We start from the raw sequence: 13550 nt of genomic DNA on the forward strand, positions 1-13550 counted from the left end.
CCCGGTGCGTGCACCCGGTGCATCACCATCCTCTACACCACTGTCCGGGACCGACCGATCCCGGTAAGCCGGCTGTAGCCCAGCATCAGGAAGCCGAACAGGAACATCAGCACGCCATACACCGCCGCCGGTACCGACATCGCCTCGGATTGCAGCAAGGTCAAGGTGATCATCAGCCCCAGGGTCCCGTTCTTGATCCCCAGTTCGATCGCCACGGTGAACGCCTGCGGCCGGTCCAGACCGATCAGGCGGCCTCCCAGCATACCCAGCGCCAGACCAATGATGTTCAGCAAAACCACCGCCGCCCCGCCCTGTTTGAGCAACACCAACGCTTCTTCTCCGAGATCAATCAGCAGCAGGGCAATCACCGCCACCAGCACCAGCAGACCAAACACGCTCACCAGTTTTTCGCCTTTCTCCGCCCAGTCACGACGGAAATGGCGCAAGGTCATGCCCAGAATCACCGGGACCAGGATGATGACGAACAAAGTGATGACGGTACGCAGCACCGGTAATTCCAGCACCTGTTCGCTGTCCTGGAAATGGCCGAGAGCCCAACTGGTGAACATCGGCAGGGTGACAATGGTGATCAGACTCGCCGCCACCGTGAGGACAATGGACAGCGCCACGTCGCCTCGGCCGAGAAAGGCAAACAGATTGGAAGTGGTACCACCAGGACAGGCCGCGATCACCACCAGCCCCACCGCCAGCGCCGGCGACAAGTCCAACCACAGCGCCAGTCCCACACCGACCATCGGCAACAACAGAATCTGGGCCACCAAGCCATACAAGGTGGCCCGGGGCGCCACCAGCACTTCGCGAAAATCCTTGGGGGTAAGGGTCAGCCCCATACCCACCATGATCAGAAACAGGGCAGCCGGCAGCCCCACCGCAATCAATGTCGCCTGGTCCATGCGCTCGTCCTCTTTGTCATTATTAGGACGATCGTACATTGTCTCCACTGATGCGGCTATCGGCCCCATGCACTTCCGTTCACTCAACAGCGAAGGCTGAGAACAGGCTCTAAGTCTTGACCTTGCCGCGCAGCGACTTCACCTGACCGCGATGGCTTTTCTTGTCCATGCGTTTGTTGCGTGCCGATTTCGATGGACGAGTGGGCTTGCGCTTCTTGTGTACCACCGTGGCTTCGAGAATCAGCGCACGTAAGCGCTGCAACGCATCATCCAGATTTTTTTCCTGGGTCCGATACCGCTGAGCCTTGATCACAATGACCCCGTCAGCGGTGATGCGCTGATCGGACAAGGCCAGCAAACGTTCCTTGTAGAACTCGGGCAAGGTCGAGGCACGCACGTCGAAGCGCAGGTGGATGGCGGAAGACACTTTATTGACGTTCTGGCCGCCCGCGCCCTGGGCGCGGATGGCATGCCATTCGATCTCCGCTTCGGGGATAGTCACGTTGTTGGAGATTTTCAGCATGGGAGCGGGCTCTCAATTTGTCTTTGGCGATTACCACGGAAAGGGCGGCGGGCCGCCGCAAGCGAATCTCTTGAAGCCCGAAAACCCACGCTCTTGCAGGCAAGCGCCTACAACAGCCTTATCGCGCGGTGGCCAGGAACCGGTCAAGGGCGTTGGCGAACGCCTGAACCTGACGTTTATCCAACGCCGAGGGGCCGCCGCTGGCGAGGCCGGCGGAGCGCATCTCTTCCATGAAGTCCCGGCGATTCAAATGCTCACGCACGGTTTCCTTGGTGTAAAGGGTGCCGCGCGGATTAAGACCGGTGGCGCCCGCCGCCACGATCCGGTCCGCCAACGGCACATCGGCGGTGATCACCAGATCACCGGGGCTCACTTGGCCGGCGATGTAATCATCGGCGGCATCGAAACCGGAGGGGACCTGGATCAAACGGATAAACGGAGAACGGGGCACGCGCATGGCGTGGTTCGCCACCAGCCGGGTGTGCAAATGGCGGCGCTGGGCGGCACGGAACAACACTTCCTTGATCGCGCCGGGGCAGGCGTCCGCGTCCACCCAGATCGACGGCGCCGTCTCGGTCACAGGCGCATCTCAATGCCGGCTTGCTGCATGTATTGCTTGGCTTCGGCAATGCTGTATTCGCCGAAGTGGAAAATCGACGCCGCCAGCACCGCATCGGCGCCACCCTGGATCACGCCGTCCACAAGATGCTGCAGATTACCGACACCGCCGGAGGCAATCACCGGCACCGGCACGGCATCGGCAATGGCCCGGGTCAGGGCGATATCGAAACCGTTTTTGGTGCCGTCACGGTCCATGCTGGTCAGCAGGATTTCGCCGGCGCCGTAATCAGTCATGCGTCGCGCCCATTCCACCGCATCAAGGCCGGTGGGTTTGCGGCCACCGTGGGTGAAAATCTCCCAGCGATTGTTCTCGCTCTCGCCGCTGACTTTCTTGGCGTCGATGGCCACCACGATGCATTGGGAGCCGAACCGCTGCGCGGCCTCATGGACAAATTCCGGGCTCTTCACCGCCGCCGAGTTGATGCTGACCTTGTCGGCGCCGGCGTTAAGCAGATTGCGGATGTCTTCCAGGGTGCGCACGCCACCGCCCACGGTGAGCGGGATGAACACCTGGCTGGCCATGCGCTCCACGGTTTCCAGGGTGGTGTCCCGCCCTTCGTGGCTGGCGGTAATGTCCAGGAAGGTAATCTCGTCCGCCCCGGCTTCGTTGTAGCGGCGCGCCACTTCCACCGGATCACCGGCATCGCGGATATCAACGAACTGGACGCCCTTGACCACGCGGCCGGCGTCCACGTCGAGGCAGGGGATGATGCGTTTGGCAAGGCTCATGATGGTCTCCGCGCTCAGGCGCCGGTGAGCTGGTCGGACAGCGCCTGGCCTTCGGCGAAGTCCAGGGTGTTCTCGTAAATGGCACGGCCGGTGATGGCGCCGCTGATGCCCTGGTCCGCCACCGCGCACAAGTTGCGCACGTCGTCCAGATTGGTGATGCCACCGGAGGCGATCACCGGGATGCTCATGGACCGGGCCAGCCGTACCGTCGCGTCCACATTCACGCCCTGCAACATGCCGTCCCGGCTGATGTCGGTGTACACGATGGCGGAAACACCGTCGTTCTCGAATTGCCGGGCCAGTTCGATCACATCCACATCGGTGACGTTGGCCCAGCCATCGGTAGCCACCTTCCCGTCCTTGGCATCCAGACCGACAATGATATGGCCCGGAAAACGCTGGCACATTGCCTTGACGAAAGCCGGTTCGTTAACCGCCTTGGTACCGATGATCACCCACCGCACCCCGGCGTCCAGGTAGGCCTGGATGATCTCCGGGGTACGGATGCCACCGCCAATCTGGATCGGCAGGTCCGGGTGGGTCTTGGCGATGGCCTTGACGATCTCGCCATTCACCGGCTCGCCAGCAAAGGCCCCGTTCAGGTCCACCAGGTGCAGGCGGCGGGCGCCCCGTTCCACCCAGTGAGTGGCGACGGCCACCGGGTCTTCGGAGAAGACGGTGTCGTCTTCCATGCGCCCTTGCTTGAGGCGTACGCACTTACCGTCTTTCAGGTCGATGGCGGGAATCAGTTGCATCAAAGTCTCTTTCTATCAACGTGTATCGGCGGTTTGTTCGGCCGGACGACGACCTCAGGGCTGCCAGCGCAGGAAATTTTCCAACAGTTGCAGGCCAGCGTCGGCGCTTTTTTCCGGATGGAACTGCACCGCGAAAACATTCCTTTTGATCACCGCGGCGGCGAAGTCCCGGCCATAGTGGCAGATCCCGGAAATATTCTCTTCCGGCACATCCACGGCACAGTAGCTGTGCACGAAATAAAAGCGGGTGTTGTCGGCGATGCCGGCCCACATCGGGTGCGGGTGCGTCTGGCGCACTTCGTTCCAACCCATGTGCGGCACTTTCAGGCGGTTTCCGGTTTCCCCGTACTGCTCACCGAAATGGGCGACACGGCCCTCGAACACACCGAGGCAGTCGACGCCATCGTTTTCCTCGCTGTGATCCAGCAACGCCTGCATGCCCACGCAGACGCCAAGCAGCGGTTTGCGCGCATCGATCACATCGAGAATGGCCCGGTCCAGCCCGGTCTCGGTGATCACCCGGATACAGTCACGGATGGCGCCGACACCGGGAAACACCACCCGGTCCGCGTGACGGACCTGGTCCGGATCCCCGGTGATCACGATGCGTTGACCGGAAGCCACTTTCTCCAGCGCCTTGCCGGCGGAGTGCAGATTCCCCATGCCGTAATCGACCACGGCGACGGTTTCACTCATACCTGGATTCCTCATTTTGTCCGCCGGTGATGACAATTGATCAATGACCGTCGGATGGCGCGGCCCCGGGAGACCGGGGCGCCCGGGTTGGTCATTCAGGATTACTCGGTTTCCGTCAAGGTGCCCTTGGTGCTCGGGGTGATATCCCCCATGCGCGGGTCCCTCTCCACCGCCACGCGCAGAGCACGGCCAAAGGCCTTGAACACGGTTTCCGCCTGGTGGTGCGCGTTCTTGCCACGCAGGTTATCCACGTGCACGGTGATCATGGCGTGATTCACCAGGCCCTGGAAAAACTCGTGGAACAGGTCCACGTCGAAGCCGCCGATCATGCCACGGGTAAACGGCACATGCATTTCCAGGCCGGGGCGGCCAGACAGGTCGATCACCACCCGGGACAAGGCTTCGTCCAGCGGCACATAGGCGTGGCCGTAACGGCGAATGCCTTTCTTGTCGCCCCAGGCCCGGGACAGCGCCTGCCCCAGGCTAATACCGATATCCTCCACGGTGTGGTGGGCATCGATATGCAAATCCCCATTGGCGACGATGTCCAGGTCGATCAGACCGTGACGTGCCACCTGATCCAGCATGTGCTCCAGAAACGGCAGGCCGGTGTCCAGCTTACAGGCGCCAGTGCCATCCAGATTCACGGCTACCCGGATCTGGGTTTCCAGTGTGTTGCGCTCGACAGTGGCGCGACGTTCGCTCATCGGTACCTCCAATATGAGAGCCTGTTTATGATCTCTACACCGCCGCGTTGCCGCTGGAAAAACCGCCAGACGGCGTTGCGGACTGCAGGCTCTGGTGGGCCAAAGTCAAAGGCCGCAGCGTCGTCTGGTGACTTTTCCAGCGCAACCCGAAGGGCCGGGCTCCCCTGTGCCCTCCGGGTATTTTGCCGCCAGGCCGCGATTACGCTTGTTTATGTAGATGGGCTACACCGCACAATCGGAATCACACCCTGACGACACTTTCTACCAGGTGAGAAGAGAACTCCGGCGCGGTGGCGTAGAGATCATAAACAGGCTCTTAGACGGGTAGTATACTAGGGAACCGACCCTTTAGCCTACGTGACCCGCCGAGATCGGCCGGGCACGGACGTTTTTTCACCGTCTCCGGGAGACCGCATGCCGATTCAGCTCCAGATTCACGCCGCCAGTGACACCCTCAACGACACGTTCGCCAAGACCCTGCGCGAGGATCCCGATCACGCCCGGGCGCTACGCCAGGCCATCGCGGCCGGGCACACCATCGCTGGCGCCCATTTCAACGGTCAGCCGGTGGCGGTGGCCGCCGTGGACGACGGGACCCTGCTGTGGATGGTGGTGCACCCGTCCACCCGGGGACGGGGCGTCGGCACGGATTTTCTGCGGCTGCTGGAACAGCACCAAGGCGGCCCTTTGTCGCTGCCGCCGGAGTGCCGCCGGCCAGGCTGAATCGCCGCCGCGGGACAGCGCTGAATTTGCTTGCCGAGCCTCCGATTTAGCCCTATAAAATCGTCCGTTACGGCTGAATGGTGCTGTCCCGCGTTGAAACTGATCACCTTTGATCCCTTCCGCACCCTGGGGCTGGCTTCGGTTCGCTACATCAAACCGGAACACGCCGCCGCCCACGTGAGCGAATTGAGCGAAGCCGACTGGTTGCTGTTCCCCGCGTATTGGCAGTTGCACGGCCTGCACTACGTACTGCGGCGGCCCATTTTTCCCAGCCCGGCCTCCTATCATCTGGGCCACGACAAGATCGAAATGACCCGGGCTCTGGAGTTGGCCTGCCCCCAGCATCTGCCAGCCACCGAGGTGCTGCCCTCCGACAGCGTTTCGGTAAGCCGTATCCTGGACACCTGGACATTCCCGTTCGTGGGCAAACAGGTCCGCTCCAGCCGTGGCGAGGGCGTGTTCCTGATCGAGAACCGCCCGCAATTACAGGCGTTCGCCGCGCAAAACGATGTGCTCTACATCCAGAGGCTATTGCCGATCGTGCGCGATCTGCGCGTGGTGGTGGTGGGCCGGAAGGTGATCGCCGCTTACTGGCGCGAGGGCGAGGGCTTCCTCAATAACGTGGCACGCGGCGGCCGGGTACGCCATGACCTGCCGGTGCCGGAAGCCGCGGTGGCACTGGTGCACGACCTGGCCCTGCGGCTGGGCATCGATTACGCCGGCTTCGACGTGGCCTGGGTGGACGGTCATCCCTATGTGCTGGAGTTCAACCGTCTGTTCGGCAATCAGGGCATGCCCGACCTGCCCCAGCGCATCGCCGTGGCGATGAATGATTACCTGCTCGGCGAGACACCGTCCTCGCCCGCCGGGCCGGAGCCCAACCCGTCGCCCATCACCGCTTCCGCCTGACTGCGCAGCAGCGCCTGGTAACGGTAGGCCAGCTGCTCCACCGGCTGCAGCCGCACCTGGCGCTCACCGGCCATCACCGTCAGTGCCCGCTCCGGCTGGTACAGAGCTTTCACATCCAGTTCTCCTCGGGTGAGCTGGCTTTCCGGCACCTGTAACCGGCCCGGTACGCCGGCCACGCACAACGCCCAGCTCTCCTCTTCCCCGAAGTTGTCACAGACCAGGGCTTTGAATTCCAGCGCCGGCGCCTGGTGGGATTTGCGGCGGGGCCCCTGCAGGCGCACCAGGCGCAGGAACAGCAGGCCCGCGCACAGCGCGGCGAAGGAAGTGGACGACAACGGCTGTCCGGGGAAACGCACCAGCGCACGATCCCCCAGCCCACGCTCCACCTGGCCACCGTACAAGTGCGCCACTTCACTCAACAGATGATGATAGTCATCCAGCAAGGCCCGCAGAGCCTCGGCCGTATAGCGCTGCCGGAAGTGATCAAAATTGACGATACTCAGGCGCAGATCGCTGCCGTCCGACCCGCCACTGCTTTGCGGACGCTGGAAAACGATGGACGGCGGCGCACCATCCAGCGCGTCGGCGTCGTCACATCCGCCACTGCTGCCCGGCGCCTCATCGTCCCTCCTGGCCGGCAGTCCTCGCTGGATTCGACGCCACATGACTTCACCGGCCACTCTCAGCAACAACACGCCAAGCACCACCAGCACATAACCGGATTCCAGCCCCTCGCGGGCGGTGCTCGGATGGGCCGCCAGCACCAGGGCTCCGGCCGGCTCGCCGTCGGGCAGCGCCACCGGCACTTCCACTCTCACCGTGGCCGCCGAAGGCGGTTCCCCTCCCGCCAGCGGTTGCCGGGCCACGCTAAGGAAACGCGCCTCGCTGACGGTATCCAGAGCGCGGGTTTCACGGGCGATGACATTGAGACTGATAAGATCGTCACCGGCCATGGACTCAGCCGCGCGCAGGGCGGTCTGTCTGGCCAGGGAGGCCAACTCCCGCCGCTGCTGTTCTTCCAGACGAGTGGAAAAATGCTCCAGAAAGTAGACTCCGATCACCAGCGCCATCAGCAGCATGGTGGCCAGTTCCACCAGCAGAACGCGCTCCTGACGCAGCCACGGGCGCCATCGTTGCCAAAGGGACATGTTCCGTATTTCCTGTTGGGTGAATCGCGGGGCCGAGTATACCTGTTTAGAGCCTGTTCATGGCGCCAAACCGGGCTGCCGCTGGCCCGCGCTTTTTGCTACGCTACGCCGACCTTTCACCAAGGACCATAGTTAGTGCGCGAGATCATTCTGATCCAGGTGTCCGGCAACGACCGACCTGGCTTGACCGCGGCCTTCACCGCGATACTGGGCCGCTACCAGGTGAACGTCCTGGATATTGGCCAGGCGGTGATCCACGACACCCTGTCCCTGGGCATTCTGGTGGAGGTACCACCGGAGGGGGAAGCGTCGCCGCTACTCAAGGATCTGTTGTTCGAGGCCCACAAGCGCAATGTTTCGGTGCGCTTCCGGCCAATTGATGAGGACCGCTACGAGGAGTGGGTGGCCGGCCAGGGCAAGGACCGCCACATCATCACCCTGCTGTCGCGCAAGATCACCGCCGAACAACTGGCCGAGGTCACCACCGTGGTGGCCGACAACGGTCTCAACATCGACAGCATGACCCGCCTGTCCGGCCGGGTTCGCCTGGAAGGCGAGCAGGAGAATCCGGACACCCGGGCCTGCGTGGAAATCTCCGTGCGCGGTGAGCCCCGGGACGCGGCGTCCATGCGCGCCGCTTTTCTGTCCATCGCCAACGAACGCAATCTGGACATCGCCTTCCAGCGTGACAGCGCCTTCCGCCGCAACCGGCGGCTGGTGGTGTTCGACATGGATTCCACCTTGATCCGCTCGGAAGTGATCGATGAGCTGGCCGCCGAGGCCGGCGTGGGCGAGCAAGTGGCCGCCATCACCGAGCGCGCCATGCGCGGTGAACTGGACTTCAATGAAAGTTTCCGTTCCCGCGTGGCCCTGCTCAAGGGGCTGGACGAAGGCGCTCTGGAACGGGTGCGCGACCGCCTGGAACTGACCGAAGGCGCCCAGCGTCTTATCCCCACCCTCAAGGCACTGGGCTACCGCACCGCGATCCTGTCCGGCGGCTTTACCTGGTTCGGTGAATGGCTCCAGCGCACATTGAACATCGACTACGTCTACGCCAACGAGCTGGAGATCGAGGACGGCAAGGTCACCGGCCGGGTGGTGGGCCAGATCGTCAACGGTGAGCGCAAGGCGGAACTGCTCAAACAGATCGCCAGACAGGAAAATATCAACCTGGAGCAGGTCATCGCCGTGGGCGACGGCGCCAACGATCTGCCCATGCTGGGCGCCGCCGGTCTTGGCATCGCCTTCCGCGCCAAGCCGCTGGTGAAAAAGAACGCCGAGCAATCGATTTCCACGCTGGGCCTGGACGGCATCCTCTATCTGATCGGTGTGCGCGACAAGGACCAGGCGGAACTGCTGAACTAGTCCGTATTCGCTGGCAAGCCAGCTTCCCACAGCAGCTTTCTTGGACCTCCGTGTGAAGCTGGCTTGCCAGCGAACAACTTTGCACCTGGCCTCCACGGCTCTTCATACTGAAAAGAACCGCGTTGGGCCGTTGCTATTGCCCCCTTGTAATGAGACTGATTCGCGTTTAATGTGTGTTTTCAACGCCTGCTTCCAGGCATCGCACTTTCGCCAACCACCCGTCTCCGTCCCATGCCCGCCACTGAAATCGATCCGTCCCATCTGGCCGAGCTGTATCGTGACCACCACGGCTGGCTGCATCTTTGGTTGCGGCGCAAGCTGGGTTGCACCGAGCAGGCCGCCGACATTGCCCAGGACACCTTCGTGCGTGTGCTGGTGCGCGGAAAGCCGGTCACCGGCGAAGCGCCGCGAGCTTTTCTGGGCACTATCGCCAAGGGGCTGGTAATCGATTTCTGGCGCCGCGGCGCTCTGGAAAAAGCCTACCTGGAAGCATTGGCACAGTTGCCTCAGGGATACGCACCCTCCGCCGAAACCCGTAACGAAGCCCTGCAAATGCTGGAGCGGGTGGCGGCCATGCTGGACGGTCTGAAGCCCCGGGTACGTCGAGCCTTCCTGCTTTACCAGTTGGGTGGCCAGAGTCATCGCCAAGTGGCCGAACAGCTCGGCGTCTCCACCCGCACCGCCGAGCGTTACGTGGCCGAAGCCCTGATGCACTGCTACCGGCTGCGCTTCGAGCAGGGCGGCGCCTGACCATGACCCACGAGCGGACTCTGCCGGAATCGGTGGTGCACACCGCGATCCAGTGGCAATTGCGTTTGGACGGCACCGATGATCGCCAGGCGGCCTGGCAGGACATCCTCGAGTGGTGCGAACACCATCCCGACCATGCTCTGGCCTGGCAACGGCTGTGCAGCCTGCGTGGCGAATTCCGTTCACTGCTGGAGACTCTGCCGGACAGGGACATGGCCTTACCGGTGCTGAACAATGCTGGTGCCGATCTGCATCGGCGCCGCGCGCTGAAGAGCCTACTCGCACTGTTGGTGGGCACCCCCGGTGGTTGGCTCGCCTACCGATACTCACCACTACACGCTGACTACCGTACCGGTGCCGGAGAACAGCAGCGTCTGACGCTGGAGGACGGTACCCGCATCCAGCTCAATACGCGCTCTTCCCTGGACGTGCGCTATAGCGACAACGAGCGGCGTCTGGTGCTGAATCACGGCGAAATGTGGGTGGAAAGCGGAGCGGATGCAGGCTATGCCTTGCCTCGACCGCTACGGGTCGAGCATCGTTTCGGCCATTGCGAAACCAAGCGGGCCCGGTTTCTGTTACGGGACCACCAGGGCGATTTCGCCACCCTCTGGGTGGAACAAGGCGAGGTCACCGCCATCACCGCCACCGGTCAACAGCAGCGTTGCGCCCCCGGTGAGCACTGGCGGCTGGGCGACTTCGCCGCCACCCCTCTGGCCACACCAACGCAACCGCCAACGGCCTGGACGAGCGGCATGCTGGTGGTGGACGACATGCGCCTGGAAGAGTTCGTCGCCGAACTGGCCCGTTACCGTAGCGGGCACACTGGTTGTGATCCGGCGGTGGCGGATCTGCGTCTCTCCGGCGTATTCCAGTTGGACCATCCCGACGCCTTGATGGAGGACCTCGGCCGCCTGCTGCCGGTGGAGGTAGTCTGGCGTACATCCTGGTGGGTCCGGGTGATGGCCCGGGCATGACGCCGGAGCACCGCCGGGACGACAAAGAAAGCCGCCGTGGGAAGCGGCCTTGGCCGCGAATGCCCCCGGGCCGTTGGCCATTCGCTTGCAAGCATGCTCCCACGGCGGCTTCGTAGCATGATCCGTGAGAGCCAGCCTGCTGGCGAGTGGCGCACTAGCGAGCTTGCAAGGCACCAGAGAAGCTCCCACGGCGGCTCCGTGGCAATCGCCGAGTCGCGGTCATCAGTGTTAGCAGGAAATCAGAAAGTGTGTCGGTTTTTCCCCTGTCGTTCGGTTAACGGGATGACACGTCCTTAAACGATAGCGGAACGACACCATGCTTTTCTCTTTTTCTCACCACCCCAGCCGCCCATGGCGCCGGCGTACGCTCGCCTCCGCGCTGGCGCTAACCCTGGGCTGCGGCCCCGCCCTTGCCACCCCACCCGCCGAAACAGCACCGCCCCCCGCGGCCCTGCGCGACATCCGTATAGACGCCGGCCCGCTGGCTCCCGCTCTGAGCCGGTTCGCCCAGCAAACCGGCATCACCCTGTCCTTCTCTCCGGATCTGGTCAAAGCACGGCGAACCCACGGACTCCGCCAGCCCACCTCGGTGGCGCAAGCCCTGGCACAACTGCTGGCCGGCACCGGGCTCACCGTGGAGCAGGGCCGCGGCGGCTACGTAGTAGTTCCGGTTCAACAGGGTGCCCCCGAGCACGTATTGGACCCGGTCACCGTGCGAGGTCAGCCCGGCGGCACCAACGGCGTCGACCCGGTGGACGGCTATCAGGCCGGTTACAGCCGTACCGCCACCAAAACCGATACTCCTGTCCTGGAAACGGCGCAGAGTATCAGCGTGGTCACCTCCGATCAGATCGCCGACCGCAAAGCCTCCAGCGTCGAGGAAGCGGTGGCCTACACCGCCGGGGTCAGCGTCGGTGGCGCTGGTCTGGATCCCCGATTCGACCAGATCAAGGTGCGCGGCTACCCGGCCACCACCAACGCCGACTTCCTGGACGGGCTGCGCCAACCCAACACCGGCTGGCTGTCCTACTACATCAGTGAACCCTACGCGCTGGAGCGGGTGGAAATCCTTAAAGGTCCGGCCTCGGTACTGTATGGACAGATCAGTCCCGGCGGCATGGTCAACCGGGTGAGCAAAAGGCCGAGTTTGTCGGCACGCAAGGAGGTGGAATTGCAGGCCGGCAACAATGATCACCTGCAAGGCCAGTTCGATGTCGGCGGCAAGCTGGACCGGAACGCGGATGTGCTTTACCGGCTGGTCGGTGTCGCCCGCGACGCCGAGACCGATATCGAGCAGGTGGACAACGATATTACCCTGCTGGCCCCATCACTGAGCTGGCGCATCGACGAGGACACTCAATTGACGTTGCTGGCGCAGTACAGTGACCGTCTCACCAGCGGCTCGCCGCGGCCCTACCAGCAAGGCGACACCCTGACCCGTTTCTGGCCCGGCGACGAGGCATTCGACAAACTGGAGCAACAGCAATGGAGTCTGGGTTATGAGTTCGAGCACGCTTTCAATAACAACGTCCGCTTCCAGCATAATCTGCGTTACGGAAACGTTGATACCACCAACCAGTATCTCGGAGTCACTGGCGCCGACAGCAGCAACCCGAATCTGCTGCGGCGCTCCAGCTACGGCATTTACGAAACCATGGAGTCGGTGACTTCCGATACCCGTCTGGTCACCGAACTGAGCACTGGCCCGGTCCGCCATACCCTGCTCACCGGTATCGACTACACCTGGCTGAACTACGATGTGGTCTACGCGTCCGGCACGGCACCGGCCATCGACATCACCAACCCGGACTATCATCAGCCGGTCCCCAAACCGACCACCGGCACGGTGTTCACCGATCAAAGCGGCATCTCGCATCGCGGCGGCCTGTATCTGACGAACCAAATGGCGTTCGGTGGCTGGCGGCTGTCCGCCGGACTTCGTCAGGACTGGAGCGCCACCGACAAGAAGAATCGCCTCAACGGCAGTCACGACAAGAGTCACAATGACAAAACCACCGGGCAGATCGGTGCTCTCTATCTGTTCGATTCCGGCGTCGCGCCTTACGTCAGTTATGCCCAGTCCTTTCTTCCCGAGAATGGCGCCAACATCCACGGTGAGGATTACCAACCCACCGAGGGAGAACAGGTCGAACTCGGGGTAAAATACCAGCCACCGGGCAGCCGCACCCTGCTCACCGCGTCGCTGTATCAGTTGACGCAAACCAATGTGCTCACCCGCGATCCGGACAATGCCCTGAATCACTTGCAGACCGGCGAAGAACGTTCCCGTGGCATCGAACTGGAAGCGGTTTCCGACATCAACGAGGCCCTGCGCATGACCGCCAGTTATGCGTTCAACGACGCCGAGGTGACCAAAAGCAACGACGGCGACGAAGGCAGGGATCCGATCAACCGGCCCCGCCATCTGGCCAGCCTGTGGTTGGAATACCATCAGTACGGAGGCGTTCTCGATGGCCTCGGTGTGGCCGGTGGCGCCCGCTATGTCGGCAGCAACTACAGCGACAGCAATAACGACAAAAAAAACGAGGCCTACACGTTGGTGGATCTCGGCGCGCACTATGACCTGCGTGGCGCGCTCACCGGATTCCGTGTCGGCGTCAACGCCAAGAATGTGCTCGACAAACAATACATCGCCTGCGAGGCCGGTTATTGCTATCGCGGCGAAGGCCGCAGCGTGATCGGCAGCGTCAGCTATCGTTGGTAGGAGCCCCC

General features: G+C 62.8%; 14 protein-coding genes. 6 read left to right on the plus strand and 8 right to left on the minus strand.

Annotated features, from left to right (window positions below; genetic code table 11):
* Positions 1 to 32 precede the first annotated feature (32 nt).
* From A6D6_RS12415 to hisB, 7 genes are all read right to left on the minus strand, one after another.
* On the minus strand, positions 33 to 953 hold the full coding sequence (locus tag A6D6_RS12415) for a bile acid:sodium symporter family protein (protein ID WP_133491584.1): 921 nt from the start codon (positions 951 to 953) through the stop codon (positions 33 to 35).
* Between the two features lie 70 nt (positions 954 to 1023).
* A complete protein-coding gene (gene arfB, locus A6D6_RS12420; RefSeq protein ID WP_133491583.1) occupies positions 1024 to 1437 on the minus strand; it encodes an alternative ribosome rescue aminoacyl-tRNA hydrolase ArfB in 414 nt (137 codons plus the stop codon).
* A 118-nt stretch (positions 1438 to 1555) separates the two neighbouring features.
* Positions 1556 to 2017: a YaiI/YqxD family protein gene (locus A6D6_RS12425; RefSeq protein ID WP_133491582.1), complete on the minus strand. Its 462-nt coding sequence runs from the start codon at positions 2015 to 2017 to the stop codon at positions 1556 to 1558.
* Positions 2014 to 2787: an imidazole glycerol phosphate synthase subunit HisF gene (gene hisF, locus A6D6_RS12430; RefSeq protein ID WP_133491581.1), complete on the minus strand. Its 774-nt coding sequence runs from the start codon at positions 2785 to 2787 to the stop codon at positions 2014 to 2016. The genes A6D6_RS12425 and hisF overlap by 4 nt, the downstream gene beginning before the upstream one ends.
* Positions 2788 to 2801: 14 nt before the next feature.
* The gene (gene hisA / locus A6D6_RS12435; protein ID WP_159660905.1) at positions 2802 to 3542 is read right to left on the minus strand and encodes a 1-(5-phosphoribosyl)-5-[(5-phosphoribosylamino)methylideneamino]imidazole-4-carboxamide isomerase; all 741 of its coding nucleotides are present in this window, start codon (positions 3540 to 3542) and stop codon (positions 2802 to 2804) included.
* A gap of 54 nt (positions 3543 to 3596) precedes the next feature.
* The gene (hisH, locus tag A6D6_RS12440) at positions 3597 to 4238 is read right to left on the minus strand and encodes an imidazole glycerol phosphate synthase subunit HisH (protein WP_159660906.1); all 642 of its coding nucleotides are present in this window, start codon (positions 4236 to 4238) and stop codon (positions 3597 to 3599) included.
* 101 nt (positions 4239 to 4339) lie between these two features.
* A complete protein-coding gene (gene hisB / locus A6D6_RS12445) occupies positions 4340 to 4945 on the minus strand; it encodes an imidazoleglycerol-phosphate dehydratase HisB (RefSeq protein WP_133491578.1) in 606 nt (201 codons plus the stop codon).
* Between the two features lie 414 nt (positions 4946 to 5359).
* Between hisB and A6D6_RS12450 the strand changes: the two genes are divergently transcribed.
* A complete protein-coding gene (locus A6D6_RS12450; protein WP_133491577.1) occupies positions 5360 to 5668 on the plus strand; it encodes a GNAT family N-acetyltransferase in 309 nt (102 codons plus the stop codon).
* A 93-nt stretch (positions 5669 to 5761) separates the two neighbouring features.
* Complete coding sequence (locus A6D6_RS12455; RefSeq protein WP_133491576.1) at positions 5762 to 6577, plus strand: ATP-grasp domain-containing protein; 816 nt, start codon at positions 5762 to 5764, stop codon at positions 6575 to 6577.
* Here the strand turns inward: A6D6_RS12455 and A6D6_RS12460 are convergent.
* Entirely contained in the window at positions 6502 to 7725 is a 1224-nt protein-coding gene (locus tag A6D6_RS12460) for a hypothetical protein (protein ID WP_159660907.1), read from the minus strand. The two genes, A6D6_RS12455 and A6D6_RS12460, sit on opposite strands and share 76 nt — an antisense overlap.
* Positions 7726 to 7860: 135 nt before the next feature.
* On the opposite strand from A6D6_RS12460, the gene serB reads away from it, so the two are divergent.
* The 4 genes from serB to A6D6_RS12480 all read left to right on the plus strand — a co-directional run bounded on the left by serB (position 7861) and on the right by A6D6_RS12480 (position 13542).
* Positions 7861 to 9090: a phosphoserine phosphatase SerB gene (gene serB, locus A6D6_RS12465; RefSeq protein ID WP_159660908.1), complete on the plus strand. Its 1230-nt coding sequence runs from the start codon at positions 7861 to 7863 to the stop codon at positions 9088 to 9090.
* Between the two features lie 231 nt (positions 9091 to 9321).
* A complete protein-coding gene (locus A6D6_RS12470; RefSeq protein ID WP_133491573.1) occupies positions 9322 to 9840 on the plus strand; it encodes a sigma-70 family RNA polymerase sigma factor in 519 nt (172 codons plus the stop codon).
* Positions 9841 to 9842: 2 nt separating this feature from the next.
* Positions 9843 to 10817, plus strand: a complete 975-nt coding sequence (locus tag A6D6_RS12475) for a FecR domain-containing protein (RefSeq protein ID WP_159660909.1) — start codon at positions 9843 to 9845, stop codon at positions 10815 to 10817.
* A 316-nt stretch (positions 10818 to 11133) separates the two neighbouring features.
* Positions 11134 to 13542: a TonB-dependent siderophore receptor gene (locus A6D6_RS12480; RefSeq protein WP_133491571.1), complete on the plus strand. Its 2409-nt coding sequence runs from the start codon at positions 11134 to 11136 to the stop codon at positions 13540 to 13542.
* Positions 13543 to 13550 lie beyond the last annotated feature (8 nt).

This window comes from Alcanivorax xiamenensis (genome assembly GCF_009846745.1).
GTDB lineage: Bacteria > Pseudomonadota > Gammaproteobacteria > Pseudomonadales > Alcanivoracaceae > Alloalcanivorax > Alloalcanivorax xiamenensis.